This window comes from Undibacterium sp. GW821-FHT11H02 (assembly GCF_058808015.1).
In genome coordinates, this window is sequence record NZ_JBXARG010000025.1 from 1 (window position 1) to 18,876 (window position 18,876).

Here is an 18,876-nt window from a genome sequence, read left to right on the forward strand (position 1 = left end):
AAAAAGACTAGGATACCTGACACCCAATCAGGTATTCTTCAAAAATACGCTTGCACTTCAAAATTGAACTCGCGAAAAATAAAACTAAGTATCTCTCATTTTAGCGCCGTCACATCAGGAAATCAGAAAAAACTGACAACGCGATCGCCTCGTCAACTGTCTTAGCCTCACTCAACACCTGCTCAGGCACCCAGATTGGAAATGGAATTTCATGCGTAATATGACGGCCTGACGCACTGTGTTCTTCACGCACCTGCGCAAGTTGTGCTGGCGTAAACCGTGCGGAAATGCTCGCCAGTGCAGGCCACAAACGACGGTGTATTAAGGTCAGCTTAGCTTTGATCAGGCGGCAAACTAAGATTTGATCCGACTCGGTGATCTCCTCCAATATTCTGAAAATAGCATGACTCTGCGGATGTCCCCACCAACTCCCCTTGATAGGCTCGCCAATAATCGCTTCCGTAAGACGCGGCGCATTGCCTTTTGCAGATACCAAAACGATGCCATGTTCGTACACAAAGTTCAGGGCTTTTTCAGGTGTGTCGCAGAGCGAGTTCATATCATTTCTGCGGTCACCAAGTGTTTGATTTTCAGAGCCTTCTCAAAATGATCGAGGCGATGCGTGATGATCCACCACGTCGCGGCTTCCATGAGGAGCTCAGGGTCATCGTTCTTATTCGCAAAAAAAGCGTAAAACGAGAGGCCGACACTTTCGCCTTTTTGTGCGATTTTTGCATTACACACGTCTATAATTTTTTGTTGTAGCGCTGCTCTCATTGAGACGACCTGAGGTATAGATTAAGGTTTTATTTTGGAGCGACATGCAGCACCCAAGTGACTTTTTAAAGCCTGCGTTGCTCACACAGCCTAGTTCGCATGAATCGCCTGCTTTTTTTAACTGACCGTCTCACCAGCAATCAACACTGGCTGCCATAGCACTTGTAATTCAGATGGTGCGGCACCGTTTTGTAGGGCTAACAGCATCTCGACCATTTTCTTACCGGCTAAATCAGGATTCGGTTGTTCTATAGTCGTGACGTTATAGCCCGCCAGTGAGTCTTCCATTTTGCCCCAAACGATAATGGACATTTGCTTACCGATTGCGACGCCGGCATCGAGCAAGGCTCGCATCGCACCGACACCTGCCATGTGGTTATCAACGATGACGGCGCTGGGTGGTGTGGCACTGGCTAGTAATTGTTGCATGGCGGCGTAGCCACCGCGTCTGTCATTGGAATTATCTTTGAGATAATCGGGATTAGGATTCAAGCCGGCCGCCCGCATCACATTTTGAAAACTGTCATAACGTTGACGCGCAAAATTCATTTCCAACGGGGCACTCATCAAGGCGATGCGTTGATGTCCATGCGCGAGCAAGTGTTCAACTGCGACACGCATACCGCTTTCATTATCGTAGTCAAACCAGGCATGCGGTTCATTCACGCGGGTGCGGCCATGCGCGACGAAAGGCAAACCATGTTTGGCGAGATAAGCAACGCGCTCGTCGTAGAGTTTAGTCCGTCCCACAATCAAGCCATCGACACGGCGTTCTTTGACCATATGCGCATAGGCACGCAACTCATTCGTCGGCGACACTGGCGCCATCACCAAATCCATCTGGCGTTCTTCCAGCGCTTCCACCATGCCACCTATGATTTGCATGAACATAGGATCAGCCAGATCATTCGCCACCAAAGGATGAATAATTCCGACCACATTAGTGCGGCCGGAAGCCAGGCTACGTGCCATGGGATTCGGGCGATAACCAAACTGCTCAGCGGCAGCCAGCACGCGCTGCCGCGTGCGTTCACTCACTTCTGGATAACCGTTTAAGGCACGGCTCACCGTCGTTTCCGAAATGCCGAGATTCTGTGCCAGGTTCTTAAGATTCATGGTGCCTATCAATTTACATCGCTAAAGAGCGAATAGCGAAAAGCAATTTCAAAAAAAATGAAGTGTAATGCTATGCGGTTCACTGTACAAGCGTTTTCACCCTTGCATGCTATGCTCAAACTGCATGCCAAATTACTGCGCTTGGATTACCATTTCACACGAATTAAATTCGACGAATTCGCCTTATTCGTCAACTGTGTTTTCAATATTTTTTTACTGGCATCCCATTCAAATTTGAACGACGCGCCAGTTTGACCATTCGAGTTTAGTAGCTTGACTTGCTGCGGCGCCTGAAGCACATTGTGTATATACAATACAATTTGCTTGTCCTGCGCTTTCATTTTCTTGCCTTGATGCTGCGCAATCTGGATCTGTAATTGTGCGAGCTTCGCATCATAGCTACTGTCAAATTGTGTCAAACGATAGGCCGCTTTGGCATAGGCATCCGGCGTTTGTCCATCATCTTCGTACATCTTGCCACTGCCCTGTGCCACGCTGACATCATGGTAGTAATGCAGGTCGAGCGAATTATCCTGATAATACTGCGTGCTTTGCATAGGCGCAGCCATAGGAATAAATGCACCTGCGCGAACAAAAACAGGAATATGCTGCTCACTCACTTGGACAGTATGACTAGCGCCACCTTGATAGACCTCGCCAGTATAAAAATCAAACCAAGCGCCTTGGGGAAACAGGACATCGGCCTGTTGCTGCCCCGGATTCATGATCGGCTGCACTAAGAAATCATTGCCCCACAAATACGAAGCGGAATGGGCTGCCAACTTAGCACTATTGAGTTCATTGCCGCTATCAGCGAAAAACAAGGGGCGCATCAAAGGCAAGCCCTGTTGTTGATTGTCGAATGCCAAAGTATAGTTATAAGGCAGCAAGCGATAACGTAACTCTATCGCCGCCTTGGCTAATTGCTTGGGCTTCTCTGCACGGAAGATCGCTTCGGATGCAACTTCTTCTTGCGCATGGGGACGGAATATCGGCTGGAACACGCCGTATTGCAACCAGCGTGCGTATAACTCGTCATCCAGATTCGCACCGGCAAATCCACCTAAATCGGAGTGCATATAGGCCAAACCTTGCATGCCCATTTGCAACGCGATTTCTGGTTGTGAGCGCAGGCCACCCCAAGTGCGATTCACATCACCAGACCATGGAATCAAACCAAAACGCTGCGAACCTGAGTAACCAGCGCGCATCAAAATAAAGGGACGTTGATTTGGAAGATATCTCTGATAACCCTGCGCCACCAATTTTGCCCATTCATGACCGTAAATATTGTGAACCTGATCTGCGCCGAGCTTGCCCTTTGCATGCAACAAATCGGAAGGATGAACTTCCGGTTCGCCCAAATCGCCCCAAACCCCTGCCACACCCATATCTGCCAGGTCTTTATAGATAGTCCAAAACCAGTCGCGTGCTTTTGGTTGGAACAAATCGATCAGACCGGTATTCCCAAAATAAAAATCATAAGTGAATGGCTTACCTGCTTTATCGGTCGCCAAGATATTTTCACGCACGGCTTCTTGCCAACGGTTCGACGTCGTCAAAATAAAAGGCTCCGTGATCAACACGGTCTTGACACCTTGTTGATTAAAATCGGCGATCATTTTTTTAGGATTGGCGAAATTATCTTTATCAAACGCCAGATTACCCATCGTGCCTTTGACTTCTTTACCGAACCAGTACAGGTCAAAAATAATCGCATCGACGGGAATATTTTCTGCACGATATTGGGCAAGCACTTTGCGTGCTTCGGCTTCGGAATGATAACCAAAACGGCTGGCAAAATTACCGAAGGCCCAGCGTGGTGGCAAGGGCTGGCGCCCTGTTAGCTGAGTGTAATTGCCGACAACACTGGCCCAATCTTTGCCCGCGATGATTTGATAGGTCTTACGGCCACCGATGGTTTCGTAGGCTAGTGAATTGTCTTTCTTGCCGTCGAGATCGAGTGTGCCAATCGCCGCATTATCAAAATGTATGCCATACATTTTTGAAGAATACACCAGAGGAATCGCAAAATTCATCTGCGAAGATTTTTCCTCGTAACCATAATGGGCTTTGTTGTACAAAGGCAGGCGATGGCCGCGACGATTCATACCTAGCGCACGGGCACCTGCACCATACAGTGCTTCTTGCCCGTCCAGATTGAAGCTGATACGTTCTTTATTTTTTTCTGCGTTAGCGCCGCTTGCCGTTTCTATTTTTTCGTAGCCCAGCTTTTCCGAAGTAAGTAATTTACCGTGGTAACTATAGCTAATTTGGAATGGCGACTTTTGAACCGTAACCGTCAATCCTGCACTGGCATATTCCAACTTATCCGCCGTGTCGCTGTAACGAATTTTTACCGCATTGGGCTTTGCCACTACCGCATGCGAGTGCTGAAGCAATTCGCTAAGGACTTCCCCCTTAGGAATGAAACTAGTCTCAAACACCTCGGTCGAATACGGCGTGATGCGATACTGACCGTCATTGGTACGTATTTCCAAATAGGATTTGGTATGTTTGACTTGTTCAATATGGCGCTGTGCATTTTGCGCCTGTGCTTGCCCACTTAATGCGGATAAAAACCCTGTCGCAATCGCGCTAGCGAAGACAGATAGAGGGAAATACTTATTCATAGCTTACCTAATCACTTCGCCAACAACACTATCGTGTACTTACCCGGCAATTCAACTTTACCTGCTTTCACCACCATGGTCTGACCTGAGTAGTAATCTTTGACTGTCTCGCCATCTTTAAACACGGCACCCACAGCGATGCTGTGCTTGCTAGATACTGGCAAATCTAAAGCAACGACAACGACATCGCTCACTCCATCTTTTTCATAGCTACGCTTAAACACGTAGGGCTGCGCCGATAGCTGTTGATGTTCACCGGCACCGACCGCGATATGCGTCTGACGGAACTGTCCTAACTTTTGCCAGTGCTTGAGCAAATCCTGATAAGTCTGACCAGTCGAAAGTGATGGGATGGCTAACTTCTTTTTCAAAAGCGTCCAATCCATCATGGAGCGCAGTTTGGCGTCGCCTTGTGCCTCTGCCACATTCAACAAACGTGCAATTTCATCGCCATAATAAATCTGTACTGAGCCTGGGCTTAACATCAATTTGGTCGCCGAGTCGAAGGCTTGCAAACGGGCTGGATCAAACGGACTGCCATCATCATGTGAACTAATATAATTCAACACGGAATAGCCTTTGAGATCTCGCGCCAAGTAATTGGCGTAGCTGCTAAATAGAGTCTCGTAGTTTTGCCGCGCGTCTGATTTAAAACCAAAATTAATCATGCTATCAAAGCCGTGTGCATAATAATTAATCCGGCTGCCGCCATCCATACGGAACTGCAATCCATCACTGATAGGATAGTTGTAAGCTTCAGCCGTCATGAAAAAGGCATCATCACCGAGTTTCTTCTTAGGATGGGCTTGCTTCCATGCTTCAAATGCAATGCTAGCTTCTTGCTTGAGCTCTTTCCAAACGGATTCTTCTACATGCTTGACGGTATCGACACGAAAGCCATCTATCCCATATTGTCGAATCCAATCAGTGTGCCACTTCATTAGATAGTAACGCGGTGCACGCGGAAAGCCGGTTCGAGCGAAATAATCATCGAGCTCTTTGACTTCTTTTTCGTAACGCCCTTCTTGCTTCCACTTACTCACTAACTGCGCTGGCAGTGCTACCGGCTTATCACTCTCGGTCAAGAAATCAGGCAGATTTTTAACCAAAGTACACTTGATCGCACCATCAGCATTCTTGTAATCGCAAGGCGGGCCAGTCCTTACCCAATCGGCTGGCCATACCGGATCAGCCTCAGTGACCGGACCCGTATGATTCATCACCACATCGAGCAAAATGCGTATGCCGTGTTGATGCGCGGTGTCAACCAAGGTCTTAAAATCCTGTTCTGTACCGAGATTGGCATCGACCTTAGTAAAGTCTTTTGCCCAATATCCATGAAAGCCGTAAGACTTTCCTGTCCCCTCGTCGGTGCCAGCATGGATCTGTTCTACCGGTGGTGTAATCCATAGCGCATTCACCCCTAGGCGGTCAAAGTAGCCATCTTTAATCTTGGCCGTCACACCCTTCAAATCACCGCCCATAAATCCACGCAAGGGCGCGGCATCGGCTTTGCGCCCATAGGCAAAATCATTTTTCTTATCGGCGTTATTGAAACGATCTGTGAGTAAGAAATAAACGGTCGCGTTATTCCACAAGAAGGGCTTTGCGTGGGATTTTTTTTGCACAGGTACCGCGTTGGCAGCGCTCGGGCTCAAGCCCAAACCTAAGCCCAGGCTCAGTAGCGACAAGCTAATCAAAGTCTTACCTAACATCGATGATTCCTTTAGACGGGTTGATCGGGGATGCAGAAATACTAAACATGAAGCCTGGACATCCGGCTTCCTCATCTGCTGGCGCAAAGCGCGATATGAGAAAATCACTTCGCTATCTTCGCCTCAACCTCGTCCTGCACAAACAGTGTCAAGACACCAGCCAGCACCATGCATGCACCACCCAACATCAATACTTTGACCGATTGATTGGCAAAGAAGTGTTTCAAAATCGCACCGAGCACCACACCCGCGACAATCTGCGGGATCACGACAAAGAAATTAAATAGTCCCATGTAGTACCCCATTTTATTGGCAGGTAAAGCACCAGCCAAAATCGCATAAGGCATGGTCAATACACTGGCCCAAGCAATACCAACTCCTACCATAGGCAGCAATAACATTTCTTTGCTACTAATCGCAAAGATACTGATCAGACTGACACCGCCAATCGCCAGGCAAATCAAATGCACCATTTTGCGACTGGTGATTTTTGCCAGCATAGGCAACAAGAAAGCGGCGATGGCAGACACACCGCCATACATCGCAAACATGATCCCTACCCAATTACCGGCTTCTTGATAAGCACTAGACTGTGCGTCGGTGGAATGAAAAACACCTGCGGCAATTGAAGGTGTGGTGTAGACCCACATCGCGAACAAAGCAACCCAGGTAAAGAACTGCACGATAGCGAGTTGCACCATGGTTTTGGGCATTTTCAAAAATCCGCCCAGAATTTCTTTGATCGCATTGAGCATACCCTTGTTCACTGCTCGTTCTGCCAGGAATTTTTCCATGTCGGCCGGGGCATCTTCTTTACTCAACAGCACGGTCCACAATACGGCCAAAAAGTAGACACTGCCACCGACATAAAATGAGTAACGCACGGTATCAGGAATCGCGCCATTCACCGGCACATTACTGACGCCTAGATAATCAGTAAAAATGGTGGGCAATAAAGAGGCGATGACGCCACCACAACCGATAAAAAAGGTCTGCATAGCAAACCCGCCAGTCTGCTGGCTGGCATCGAGTTTGTCGCCGACGAAAGCGCGGAAAGGTTCCATCGACACATTGATAGAGGCATCCATTAACCACAATACAAAAACAGCCATCCACAACACACTGGAGTTAGGCATCAGAAACATAGCAATCGATGCCAGCACAGAGCCGATGAAGAAAAATGGACGGCGGCGCCCCCATACAGGATGCCAGGTGTTATCGCTGAGATAGCCAATGATGGGTTGTACCAGCAAACCAGTAATCGGTGCTGCCAACCAGAGTATCGACAAGTTGTCGATATCTGCACCCAAGGTGGCGAAGATACGGCTGGTATTGGTATTTTGCAGCGCAAAGCCAAATTGAATACCAAAGAAGCCAAAGCTCATATGCCAGATCTGCCAGAACGACAGCTTGGGTTTTGTTAATTGTTGCATAGTGTCCCCTCAAAATTCTTACTATTAGTCTCTGTTACAGCGTTTTTTACTTTCACCAACTACATCTTGGGCGCGGCGCAATTTTTTGCGATATAGGCAGCGTGATCGGGCATCACATTGACGCATTTGGCGATCACTTCGCGTACGCTTTCCAGGTATTCCAAGGTATCGGCCTCAGTCTGTAAATCAACCAAAGCATGGTAGCTTTCGACAGGCATATTTTGTCCTTCCAAGACTTGCAACCAACCGACCTCAGCAAACAGTTCATCTGCAACACGTAACAAACGACCACTGGCTCGATACATCTCCATCTTGTGCGTCAAGCTTTCAGGTACTGCCATCTGTGCACAATTTTTCCAGAAAACGGAGTCTTCGCGTTGATTCAATTTGTAATGCAAAATCACAAAATCACGTATCCGTTCGTATTCGAATTTACTTTGACGATTGTATTCATCCATCTCCACTTGATTAAATGCCTGAGTGGGAAAGAAACTGATCAAACGGGCGATCGCTGTTTGGATTAAATGGATACTGGTCGATTCCAGCGGCTCTAGAAAACCACTAGACAAGCCTATCGCCACCACGTTTTTATTCCAGCATTTTTTACGCATGCCCGTATTAAATTTGAGCAAACGCGGATCAGCTAAAGGCTTACCATCGAGGTTCGCCAATAGGGTCGCAGCAGCTTCATCTTCACTAGTGAACTGACTGCAAAAAACATGACCATTGCCGATGCGATGTTGTAGTGGAATACGCCATTGCCAGCCGGCTTTATGTGCAGTAGACCGCGTGTAAGGTGTTAGTACTGGCGCCGATTCGCAAGGCACTGCCAGAGCGCGGTCACATGGTAAATAATGTGTCCAGTCTTCATAGCCGGTTTTCAAAGTCTGCTCTATCAATAAGCCGCGGAAGCCCGAGCAATCGATAAACAAATCGCCGGTGACGGTTTCACCATTCTCTAAAACCACGGATTCGACAAAGCCATCGCTCTCTCTTTGTTTGACTTGGGTAATTTTTCCTTCAGTGCGAACCACACCCATTTTTTCAGCGAATTTACGCAAAAACTTGGCGTACAAACTGGCATCAAAATGATAAGCGTGCGCAATTTGATTCAGCGGCGAATTCGGGACTTCATGATTGGCTGGCATGAACTTATTGGCCTTAGACGCCATGCGCGTGATGGAATATTCTTCCAGTGGCGCGGCCTTGCCTTGTTGGTGATATTTCTGCCAGTACTGATCAAAACGCACAGTATAGGTGTCTTGACCTATGGTGCCAAAACCATGCATGTAGCGATCGCCGAGTTTGCCCCAGTTGACAAATTCTATGCCTAATTTGAAGGTCCCTTGCGTCTCGCGCAAGAACTCATTTTCATCGATGCCTAAGACCTGATTAAAGCGCTGTATCATAGGTATCGTCGCTTCACCCACGCCGACGATACCAATTTCATCGGATTCAACGACACGTATTTTATATTGTCCTTGCAGGACTTTTGCCAAAGCCGCGGCCGTCATCCAACCCGAAGTGCCACCACCGACAATCACCACGTCTTTAATCAATACATTATTCATTTTTGAGTTCTCACTCTTAAAAAAATTGATGGAAAATTACTTTTCAATCTCATCGCCCGACTACACAGCTTAGTGTACTGTAGCGCGCCTGACGACTGAGCAAGATAGAGAAATTTTTCATCAATTCTTTATGGCCATCCAGTTCGATAAACCTGCGTACAAAGCGGCAGGTAAAAAAAAGACCCCTGCCATGCTGCGCAGGGGTCTGATGTCAGTTCAAATTAGAACTTGTAGTTAGCGCCGAACAAGTAAGTTCTACCGTAAGTCACTTTATTCGTGATCACGTTAGGATCGGTGTTGTACTCTTGGAACGGTGTGTTATTCCAGTTATTCGCTTGAATCAACAGAGACAAACCTTTCAACCAGCCAGATTGGAACTCATAGGACGCTTGCAAATCGACCAACGTTTCACCTTTGACCATCGTCAACTGCATGTTGTCTTGGTAGTCACTGACTTGACCTAAGAAATCAGAACGCTTACGAGCAGCCCATGCCACTTGGAAGCCATTTTTCTCGTAGTACAAACGCAAGTTGCTGACTTTTTTCGACAAACCTGGCAATGGAATATTCAAAGAGCTCACTGCCACATTGCTAAAGCCGAAGCCTGGCAAAGTAATTTGGCTAGACGTATCAGAATGATTGACCATCACACCAAAACCATCGAGGTAAGGCGTGATCATATTCAACGGTACATTCAATGCCATTTCAAAACCAGAGATACTGCCACCTTCGCCATTACGTGGCGAGGTCAACAGACCAACCGTAGAACCCTTATAAGCACCAGTCAAAGGCAATGGTGTATTAGCGCTGACATAGGGAGCAAAATCAAATGTCGTTGGTGAGCGGAAGATATACGTATCTAAAGATTTGTAGAAACCAGCAACACTGAAGTAGCCCTTGTTACCGAAATATTTTTCATAGGACAAATCTAAAGATTTCGCCAGGAAAGGCTTCAGGTTAGGGTTACCACCACTACCTGTCAAAATAGGATTATTACCTTGCGTCGTTACACCAAACGCCTGACTTGCACGCATATCGTCCATATTGGCGCGGGACATGATTTTTGCTGCGCCTATACGGAAGAATTGCTCGCGACCTAAGTCAAAGGAAACATTCAAGCTTGGCAAAATATTGGAATACTTGGTACCGCCAGTCACCACGCTAGATGGGCAAGTTGCCGCTGTAATACCAGTACAGTTTGCCAAATCAACTTGATTACCGGTAGAAGATTGATCAGTATGCACGAACTGCACACCAACGTTACCACGGTAGTTCAAGCCCATCATCTGGCCGTCCAAATCACCCATGGCATAAGCGGTTGTGACCTTCTCATGTACCGACCAGTCTTTCGCCAACACGGAGGCATCAACCCAACGCGCTAAGTCGTAGATAGTACCTAAAGAACCTTCAGGATCGAAAGAAACGATAGGCAAACCAGTTGTACCAGCAGTACCTACTGCCGTACCTGGAACAGCTGCTGTTGCATAGCCATTGGCGCCTTTAACGACCAAGCGACCTTCTTGACCAGAACGGATTTTTTCACGATCTGTACCATTCAAACCAAAACGCGCGCCTTGGATAGGACCAAAATCTACATCACGGCTAGCGGTCAAACGGAAGCTAGTCACTTTATCGTCTACCGTTGGCAAGGCTACATAACCCGCTTGAGGAGAATTAACACCACCGCCCCAGCCATTGACGTCCGTCAACAAAGCCACTGCACGGTCACCAAAATTCAAGCTTGTGGTGTACTTTACGTCATTGAAATTGCCACCGTTAAAGCCGGTGTAACTGATCGATGCCAGATTAGTTGCATTACCGGGCTGACCCGCCGTTGTTTCATAGCGGGAAGCATCTTTTTTCGCTTTGGAATAAGCCAAATCGGCGTTCAAAGTCCATTCATCGACTTTCAAATCACTATTCCAACCTATGGACGTAAATTTATCTTTAGCAGATTCTTTGTGGTTACGTACTACACCTTTGTAGTTACTGAAAGTACCTGCAGTGACAACACCATTCACGATAGTCGCATTGGACAAGACACCGTCAGGATCATAGCCACCAGCAGAACCTGCAATCGCGCCTTCCAAGCCTGTTTTCTTCAAGCTGGAACTGCCTGCTGAGTAAAACAAATCCACAGTCGATTTGAAGTTCTTGTTTGGCTTAAATTGCAAAGTCATGGAGGCGCCATCACGATCGCTCTTGCTGGTTTCAGTATCAGCACCGAAACCACCGATGGTTTTTACTTTAGCACCGTTGTAGGTAACTTCTGGCGACCAACCACCCCAAGTATTGAAACGCTGTTGAGCGCCGCCGTCTTCTTTAAATTTAGTAAAGCCTAAGGACAAACCTATGGTGCGGTCCGCAAATTGGTCTACATAAGAGAAGGACATGCGATCGCCGCTACCTTCGGATGCAGTTTGCACACCAGTACGCTGCTTGCGATAGGCAGCAGAGATTACTTGCTTACCGAAGTCGAGTGGCTTTAAGGTATTCAAATCGATAGTTGCTGCCAAACCTTGGCCGATCAGAGATGCGTCAGGTGTCTTGTAAATCAGAACCGAACCCATCAATTCCGCAGGAAACAAATCAAACTCTGGCGCACGTGCATTACCAGTTGATGCTTGCTCACGACCATTCAACAGGGAGCCGTTGAAAGAAGGAGACAGACCACGCACGCTGATGTCAGCTGCTTTACCAGAAGAGCGACTGCGCTGCGCAGTGACGCCTGGCAAACGGGCGATAGATTCCGCGACGCTAGAATCAGGCAATTTACCGATGTCTTCTGCAGAAATCGCTTCAACGATAGAACTGGAATTTTTCTTCAATGAAATTGCCGCTTCAATACCACGGCGGATACCCGTCACGACAACGGTTTCAACGCCTTGCTGAGCTTCTGCTTTGGCCGCTTCAGCTTTTGCCGGCTCGGCTTGTTGCGCATACGCGGAACCAGATGCCAAGGCCAGCATCACGGTGCAACCGGCAGCGATCGGGGTCAACTTCATCATGGTGCGGTTCAGGCTTGATACCTGTTGGCGCTTGTTTAAGTTCTGTTCCATTCAAATCTCCAAATATTTTTTTGGTAACACTTTAATCTAGGGGGGGAGGAAATCACAAAATACTGCTCTAGTTTCTGCATCAGAATTCGAATTGGTTAAGTTCTGTCCTAATTAAATTCTTGAAGCAAGTTTGTACCAAAACTAAATTGCGTGTCAACCGCAAAATCGGTAGATTTACTGAAGTTTTTTGCCTCTCCTATGAAGATTTATCCTATTGCGTGGCTTGAAAACCACAAATAACTTAGGTTTTTTATGTAGTCAAACTACATTTATTAAGTTTAGTTATCAACATTTCACCTGAAAATTCAAAGCGCTTTGTATTTTTTTTCGCTTTTTTCTCAAAGCGCTTTAAGTTTTTTGAAATTAAAATCTCAAATTCAAACAGAATTCAGGCATAACTTATACAAATGAAAATATCCGATGACTGAAACCGCAATTCAACTAGCGCTCTATCCACATTTTTAAGTTCAAGCTGTAACACCACTACTTTCAATGCCACCTAGGTTTTAGGTTCAAACCAAGCGCAATCGATAATTTTCGTTCAACTCAGATTTTCCAAAACCTGAGGGCGAAAAAAAACCGCCATCGTTTCTTCGATCGCGGTTTTTTGTAATTTGACCCTAGACTTATTTTTCGACTTTGGGTCGCCCTGCCTTTAGGGCGGGCAAAGCCTCTATCATGGTTTTTAAAGCACTGACTGAGGTTGTTTTCAAGAGCACCAAGCCAACTCGCAACAATTGACTCTTTTTCACCTCGACGCCCGCAGCGATGCAAGCCTTTTTCACTTCGCTTAACACCGCATATTCAGCCTCAGGCATCGTGAAGCTATCGCGCACCAACTTTGGCTTTTTATGCTTCTCTTTAGGCGCCAGGGCAAGTTCCGGTTTTGTCACGCTTGACTTGGCTGCTTTGACTACCGGCTTATTTGCAGACTTAGTTGCAGACTTAGTTGCAGTCTTATTGGCAAGCTTAGTTGTAACACTATTCGCAGGTTTAGCTTTTGTTACTGCCTTCTTTTCCGTCGCTGGCGTTGCTGACACAACAGGCTTTACTACGACTTTTTTTGCGGCCTTAGCGACTGGCTTAGCAGCAGCCTTTACGGTCGATTTGACTGCGGGTGCCTTGATAACTTCAACTTTCGCTGCGGCACTGGCAATGGCCTTAGCAGGAACAACCTGAGCTTTTGCCGTTGTTGGCGCTTTCTTTTTTACTGTAGTAACCATGTAAAACTCCTTTTGCAATTGATTTCGCGAACTCATTTAGTACATGACTGCAGACCGTACTTAGAGCATAACTTCATACCAAGCGCGCGGCTTATTTAAGCGATTTAACTAAACAACATAAATAATATAAACAATTTACACCATTAATTCAATAACAATTCGAAATTTCAACTAAATGAGATACTGGGTCAGCGATCAGACTCTGGCCAGAACAATAAATTCAACCCCGATTTCACGCCAACAATCAATTTCCTTACGCAGCCAAAACGCCACGGTAGGATGTAAGCTGACCCAATCCTGTTTGAGCTCTAGCTCTATCTTGTTCTTCATCTTCAAACTGAAATCTTTATAGTCCAATTCGACGCGTGAATGCATAAAACTGACTGACAAACGCAGCGCCAGCACTGCCTTAGCAAAATCCAGATCAGAAAATGCATCACCAATTTTTCGCAAATTGCCCTTTTGACTTAGTACCAAACGGCTCATCAGCTTTTGCTCGCGCGTGGTAAATCCGGGTATGTCAGCATGCTCAAGCAAATAGCTACCGTGCTTGTGGTAGGAGGTATGCGACACCACCATACCAACTTCGTGCAATAAAGCACTCCAATAGACGTAATTACTCAGATTTTCATTTGCAGGCTTTAATTGCAGAAACAAGGAATGAGCCATATCTGCGGCGAGATTAGCCCGCCCGACATCGGCACGAAAAACGCTCAGAAAATCCAGCACGGATTGTTCGCGTCTATCACGCTTAGTAGATCGCAAATACAAGTCCCACATCACGCCCATGCGCAAACCCGCTTCGATAGGATGCAGTATCTTGATGTTCAATTCTTGAAATAATCCGATTAAGATCGCCAAACCACCAATTACCATCGCCACACGCTCAGGTTTGATACCCGACAAATTCAGGGCATCGATCTCACCCTTTTGTATGCAGTATTCGCGCAGCGCCAATAACTTATCAAGTGTGACTTCGGCGTCACCAAAGCCATTCTTATATAAGGCATCGGAAATAGCGCGCACCGTACCGGAAGAGCCGTAGGCGTTGCGCCAGAATTCAGGTTGATAGGCCGGTGTCGCGTCTTCCAAGAGTGAGCGTACCGAGAGCACCGCCGCTTCAAATCCTTCTGTTGTAATCCGCCCCGAGGGAAAGAAACTGGCGCTATGTTTCACTGTCCCCATAGGAAAGGATTCGACCTTAGCAATTTCATGGCCGCGTCCCAAAATTATCTCAGTCGATCCACCGCCAATATCGATTACCAGGCGACGTTCCGCTGGAATCGCCAAGGAATTGGACACGCCAAGATAAATCAAGCGCCCCTCTTCCTCGCCTGAAATCACCTCTATAGGTAAGCCAATCGCCGCCTCTGCGGCAGGTAAGAATTCAGCCGCATTTTTTGCAATACGTATCGTGTTGGTAGCAACCACACGCACCGCATCGATAGGAAACTCGGCCAGCACTTCTTTAAAGCGCGCCAGGCAGGCCAGCGCGCGCTGCATGGCTTCTGCAGTCAAGTTACCATTTTGATCTAAACCAGCCGCCAGTCGTATAGGATCACGAGCGCTTTTGATCACGCGTATCGCATTTCCTTCATAACTTCCTATATGCAAGCGAAAACTATTCGAACCAAGATCAACCGCTGCAAACATGGGGATTTCCTTCAGATTAAAGGTGCACGCAAAAACACAATTGTCTGTGCCCACATACGAACGACATAAATCATAGCGTATGAGAGCAACAATTTATGTCGCGTATGCAAAAGGATAAATGATATTAATCATTAATTGTGACGCGAATGTGACAGCGGCGTGATGCGAAGGCAATGTGAACATGCTAGCGCTGCAGGCCCATCAAAGCGGCGCGAATTACCAAACACCTTAGCCTAGCCAAACTCGCGCAAGCAGTTTAGTTTTGTAATCGTGCTTCGGGTAAAAAGAAACGCGGCTGCAGATTTTCCAGGCCAGTAGAGTTCAAAATTTCACTCAAGCGTTGCGCTGATTTTGTGTTGCGACCGCCTTTAAATTCCGCCACGATCAATTCGTTTTTCATCGAGTGCTCCCAGCCTACCAGCTCCGTCACGCGGACTTGATAACCGTGCGACTCCAACTGCAAGCAACGCAAGACATTGGTGATCTGACTGCCAAATTCGCGGGTATGGATAGGATGGCGCCACATTTCTGAGAGCGGATTATTTTTTACTGCATCGCCCTTAGTCTTACGCAATTCAGCGGCGACTTCCGCTTGACAGCAAGGCACTAGCACCATGAATTTTGCCTGCTTCTTCAGCGCGAAATCGATGGCATCATCGGTCGCCGTGTTACACGCATGCAGCGCAGTGACAATATCAATTTGTTCGGGTAAAGCTGCAGATTTAGTCGATTCAGCAACCGACAAATTCAAAAACTGCATACCACCAAACCCAAGTCGCTGCGCCAATTCGGTCGATTTGGCAACCAACTCATCACGCGTCTCTATGCCATAAATGCACGAGGCGTTCTCTTTACCTAAAGCCTTAAAAAACAAGTCATACAAGATAAATCCCAAATACGATTTACCTGCACCGTGATCGACCAAACTGACCTGTCCTTTTTTTTCCAAGACTTGCTGCATCAAGGGTTCAATAAATTGATATAGGTGATAAACCTGCTTGAGCTTGCGGCGGCTATCCTGATTCATTTTGCCGTCACGCGTCAAAATGTGTAACTCTTTCAGCAACTCCAATGATTGCCCCGGACGAATGTCGTGTTTGTCGTTGTTGTCGATATTTTTTTTCGGGGATGTGGATTTCATGCTGGAACCTTATGCGGCGGAGACTGCGCTGATCTTGCGTAAGCCGCTATTTTACTTGATGCATGTGCACAAAACAAAAAAGGCGATGAATTCACTTCATCGCCTCGAAATTTCACCAACAGAAAATTAATTGTCGTTAGCGTTCGAGTTTTGCAATTTAACAAACCCAACACTCGCCGCGGCAAATAATAAAAGTATGCCGGCGAGACGGATCACATTCTCTGGATTGCCACCAAGCAGACTACGATAAAACAGGGGTAGCGTGAAGATCTGAATAATCATCGGAATCACAATAAACATATTGAAGATTCCCATATACACGCCAGTACGCTCTTTAGGAATACTGCCCGCCAACATGATGTAAGGATTTCCCATAATACTTGCCCACGCCAAACCGATACCCAACATAGGCAGCCACAGCCATTGTTTGTTCTGAATTTCGGGAATCAATAACATGCCTATGCCCGCCAACACCAAGCAAACACTATGCACAATTTTTGGCCCTAGGCGTTTAGCGAACGGCACCAAAGCAAAGGCAGCAATAAAGGCGATGAAATTGTAAAAAGCACCGAGTTGCCCATTCAGCAATCCTGCATCACGAAAGCCTTCTGATGCCGGATCATTGGTAGCGAAAATCGTCTTTGCCAGACACAACATAATGTACTGCCAGTAGCAGAACATCGCATACCATTGAAACAACTTCATCCAGGCCAGCTGCTTCATGGTCGTCGGCATGTCTTTGATCGCTGAAAAAATTTCACCCAAAGTGTGTTGAAAGCCATGTGGCTGACTGCGAATTACGGCGACTTCCTCTTCTGTCATCGGTAGCTCTGGCGTCGTTTTCAAAGTCCACAGTACTGAGCCCAAAGAAAACACTGCGCCAATCAAAAAGGCGGCAATCACAATATGCGGTATGTTGCTGGAATTGACGGCATTTTTATTCATGCCCGCGAACACCAGTATCGATGGCGTGAGATACGCCAGTGTTTGCCCCAATCCAGTGAACGCGCTCTGCGTCAGAAAACCTATCGAATGCTGACTCTTATCCAATCGATCGCTGACATAAGCACGATACGGTTCCATCGTGACATTGTTTGCCGCATCCAAAATCCACAACAAACTCGCTGCCATCCACAGCGTTGGGCTAAACGGCATCGCCAATAAGCCAAGACTACAAAGTATCGCGCCGATCAAGAAATACGGCGTGCGTCTGCCCCAACGGCTAGTGGTGCGGTCACTCATCGCACCAATAATCGGCTGCACCAGCAAACCCGTGACCGGCCCCGCCAACCACAAGTAAGGCAAACTCGCTTCGTCTGCACCGAGATAACTATAAATCGGGCTCATGCTGCTTTGCTGCAAGCCAAAACTAAATTGGATACCAAAAAATCCAAAATTCATATTCACGATCTGCCAGAAGGACAGAAGTGGTTTCTTTATTTGCATTTCTTTGTCTCCAATGATTGTCATTCCGTCGCGCGCTAAATTTAGCTCGTAGAATGCGCCAGAATGTCTTTGTAAAAATCAAGATGCTCGGCAACGGCACCGCGCACCGTACAAATCGCCGCAGCAAAATGATTTGCCATGGCTAAGGTTTTTTCTATCGGCCAATTACTTTGCCAACCATAGATGAACATCGCAGTAAAGGCATCACCAGCACCAACTGTATCTACCACCTGCACAGCAGCTGGCGTTTGTTCAAAGCTATGTAGGCATTCACCATTCGCATCGAAGTAGAAATACCCTTTCGCTCCTAGCGTGACGATCACAGCCTGCATATAAAACTCGGCCATCAGCGCTTCACATGCTTGTCTTAGGCTGACTGGCTCGTGCTCGATCTTCATGTCTGAGGCTGCGGGACAACAATGCTGAATCACGAATTGCAGTTCATCTTCATTCAACTTCACCATATCGCAATAGTTCAGAGAAGAACTGATGGTCTCAACGGTAGTTTGCCCATCACGTAAATTCAAATCCAAAAACTTACTCGCACCTTCCGTTAAATCCGATTCTAAGATCGTGATCAAAGTCTGTTGCGACACCGCTGTTCTTTGAATTAGAGAACCGTAATAAATCAAATCCGGCGGCGTCTCTTGAAAAACCTTGCGCAATACGTCTTCAACTAATGAGGCATCGATATAGTCATAGGCTTGATCTGGCAAAATCTCAAAGCGATGCGAACTATTATTCCCTTGCTCATCCATATGCACGACAACGCGACCTGTAGGATGTTCTTCATCAAGCTGCAAACCATCTAAAAGTAATCCAGTGCGCGCAGCTTCGGCACGGATCAAATCCGCATTAGCATCTTGTCCAAGCCGACTCAACATCAATGGTCTAGCCCCCAACAAGGATAAGCTACGCGCAACATTAAACGGTGCGCCACCGATCGCTTTTTCTTGTGGGAATTCGTCAATTAAAGCCTCGCCGTAAATCAACAAGTTAGGCTTTTTATCTATCGTTGTCTGGTTCATTACCGTTTCACTTTCATGGGATATGCATAAGTTGATTTGAAATTGGCAAACCAGCGTTTAAGGTGCATAGTCTGCAATCGC

Annotated in this window: 13 protein-coding genes; all 13 read right to left on the bottom strand. The window is 46.9% G+C overall.

Going from position 1 to position 18,876, the window contains the following annotated elements:
* Positions 1–109: 109 nt before the first annotated feature.
* The gene (locus tag AC1RR2_RS18940; RefSeq protein WP_493223839.1) at positions 110–559 is read right to left on the bottom strand and encodes a hypothetical protein; all 450 of its coding nucleotides are present in this window, start codon (positions 557–559) and stop codon (positions 110–112) included.
* Positions 556–777: a DUF6500 family protein gene (locus AC1RR2_RS18945; protein ID WP_493223840.1), complete on the bottom strand. Its 222-nt coding sequence runs from the start codon at positions 775–777 to the stop codon at positions 556–558. The genes AC1RR2_RS18940 and AC1RR2_RS18945 overlap by 4 nt, the downstream gene beginning before the upstream one ends.
* 117 nt (positions 778–894) lie before the next feature.
* Complete coding sequence (locus AC1RR2_RS18950) at positions 895–1,893, bottom strand: substrate-binding domain-containing protein (RefSeq protein ID WP_493223841.1); 999 nt, start codon at positions 1,891–1,893, stop codon at positions 895–897.
* 146 nt (positions 1,894–2,039) lie between these two features.
* Positions 2,040–4,526: a glycoside hydrolase family 31 protein gene (locus AC1RR2_RS18955; protein ID WP_493223842.1), complete on the bottom strand. Its 2,487-nt coding sequence runs from the start codon at positions 4,524–4,526 to the stop codon at positions 2,040–2,042.
* 11 nt (positions 4,527–4,537) lie between these two features.
* A complete protein-coding gene (locus AC1RR2_RS18960) occupies positions 4,538–6,241 on the bottom strand; it encodes an alpha-amylase family glycosyl hydrolase (protein WP_493223843.1) in 1,704 nt (567 codons plus the stop codon).
* 104 nt (positions 6,242–6,345) lie between these two features.
* Complete coding sequence (locus tag AC1RR2_RS18965) at positions 6,346–7,674, bottom strand: MFS transporter (RefSeq protein ID WP_493223844.1); 1,329 nt, start codon at positions 7,672–7,674, stop codon at positions 6,346–6,348.
* A 59-nt stretch (positions 7,675–7,733) separates the two neighbouring features.
* The gene (locus AC1RR2_RS18970; protein ID WP_493223845.1) at positions 7,734–9,245 is read right to left on the bottom strand and encodes a tryptophan halogenase family protein; all 1,512 of its coding nucleotides are present in this window, start codon (positions 9,243–9,245) and stop codon (positions 7,734–7,736) included.
* A 221-nt stretch (positions 9,246–9,466) separates the two neighbouring features.
* Positions 9,467–12,304, bottom strand: coding sequence for a TonB-dependent receptor (locus AC1RR2_RS18975; RefSeq protein WP_493223846.1), 2,838 nt, complete (start codon positions 12,302–12,304; stop codon positions 9,467–9,469).
* A 626-nt stretch (positions 12,305–12,930) separates the two neighbouring features.
* On the bottom strand, positions 12,931–13,527 hold the full coding sequence (locus tag AC1RR2_RS18980) for a hypothetical protein (protein ID WP_493223847.1): 597 nt from the start codon (positions 13,525–13,527) through the stop codon (positions 12,931–12,933).
* Between the two features lie 195 nt (positions 13,528–13,722).
* Positions 13,723–15,180 carry a Ppx/GppA phosphatase family protein gene (locus AC1RR2_RS18985; RefSeq protein ID WP_493223848.1) on the bottom strand — a complete coding sequence of 486 codons (1,458 nt, stop codon included), beginning with the start codon at positions 15,178–15,180 and terminating at the stop codon, positions 13,723–13,725.
* 256 nt (positions 15,181–15,436) lie between these two features.
* The gene (locus tag AC1RR2_RS18990) at positions 15,437–16,321 is read right to left on the bottom strand and encodes a class I SAM-dependent methyltransferase (RefSeq protein ID WP_493223849.1); all 885 of its coding nucleotides are present in this window, start codon (positions 16,319–16,321) and stop codon (positions 15,437–15,439) included.
* Positions 16,322–16,447: 126 nt separating this feature from the next.
* Positions 16,448–17,767 (bottom strand): MFS transporter, encoded by a 1,320-nt coding sequence (locus tag AC1RR2_RS18995; protein WP_493223850.1) that lies wholly within the window; start codon positions 17,765–17,767, stop codon positions 16,448–16,450.
* A 41-nt stretch (positions 17,768–17,808) separates the two neighbouring features.
* Positions 17,809–18,795 carry a PfkB family carbohydrate kinase gene (locus tag AC1RR2_RS19000; protein ID WP_493223851.1) on the bottom strand — a complete coding sequence of 329 codons (987 nt, stop codon included), beginning with the start codon at positions 18,793–18,795 and terminating at the stop codon, positions 17,809–17,811.
* Positions 18,796–18,876: the final 81 nt, after the last annotated feature.

Coding starts and splice junctions, on each gene's coding strand:
- AC1RR2_RS18970 (WP_493223845.1), bottom strand. CDS start 9,245: ATGAATAATGTATTGATTAAAGACGTGGTGATTGTCGGTGGTGGCACT.
- AC1RR2_RS18985 (WP_493223848.1), bottom strand. CDS start 15,180: ATGTTTGCAGCGGTTGATCTTGGTTCGAATAGTTTTCGCTTGCATATA.
- AC1RR2_RS18960 (WP_493223843.1), bottom strand. CDS start 6,241: ATGTTAGGTAAGACTTTGATTAGCTTGTCGCTACTGAGCCTGGGCTTA.
- AC1RR2_RS18950 (WP_493223841.1), bottom strand. CDS start 1,893: ATGAATCTTAAGAACCTGGCACAGAATCTCGGCATTTCGGAAACGACG.
- AC1RR2_RS18990 (WP_493223849.1), bottom strand. CDS start 16,321: ATGAAATCCACATCCCCGAAAAAAAATATCGACAACAACGACAAACAC.
- AC1RR2_RS18940 (WP_493223839.1), bottom strand. CDS start 559: ATGAACTCGCTCTGCGACACACCTGAAAAAGCCCTGAACTTTGTGTAC.
- AC1RR2_RS18955 (WP_493223842.1), bottom strand. CDS start 4,526: ATGAATAAGTATTTCCCTCTATCTGTCTTCGCTAGCGCGATTGCGACA.
- AC1RR2_RS18945 (WP_493223840.1), bottom strand. CDS start 777: ATGAGAGCAGCGCTACAACAAAAAATTATAGACGTGTGTAATGCAAAA.
- AC1RR2_RS18995 (WP_493223850.1), bottom strand. CDS start 17,767: ATGCAAATAAAGAAACCACTTCTGTCCTTCTGGCAGATCGTGAATATG.
- AC1RR2_RS18965 (WP_493223844.1), bottom strand. CDS start 7,674: ATGCAACAATTAACAAAACCCAAGCTGTCGTTCTGGCAGATCTGGCAT.
- AC1RR2_RS19000 (WP_493223851.1), bottom strand. CDS start 18,795: ATGAACCAGACAACGATAGATAAAAAGCCTAACTTGTTGATTTACGGC.
- AC1RR2_RS18980 (WP_493223847.1), bottom strand. CDS start 13,527: ATGGTTACTACAGTAAAAAAGAAAGCGCCAACAACGGCAAAAGCTCAG.
- AC1RR2_RS18975 (WP_493223846.1), bottom strand. CDS start 12,304: ATGGAACAGAACTTAAACAAGCGCCAACAGGTATCAAGCCTGAACCGC.